We start from the raw sequence: 260 nt of genomic DNA on the forward strand, positions 1-260 counted from the left end.
CATGTAGTACTCTTGTTGCACAAACAAATGAAACTGATACTTATGTAGAATTTGATGACCGGAATAATGTAGTTCATGGTTTTTATGTGGGCTTTAGCGCTCAATATGGTAGAATTAAAAAAAATGGGACTTTCTCTGGTAATATAAAAATGGCCTATGTTGCAAATCAAAAATTAGAAATTGGATTTGGATTTACGGGGGTATATAGGGAGATGGATAATACAAGCCCAAATATATTTAGGGGTGAAAAAATCGCTCTT

The 260-nt window shown here is 33.5% G+C and carries 1 protein-coding gene; it reads left to right on the forward strand.

All coding sequences use genetic code 11. The annotated features are described in order from the left end of the window. Window positions 1-260, forward strand: a 260-nt coding sequence (locus ACY2RT_RS15430; protein WP_490156812.1) for a hypothetical protein, incomplete at both ends; no start/stop codon positions are given.

Source organism: Ulvibacter sp. 2210JD10-4 (genome assembly GCF_058148525.1).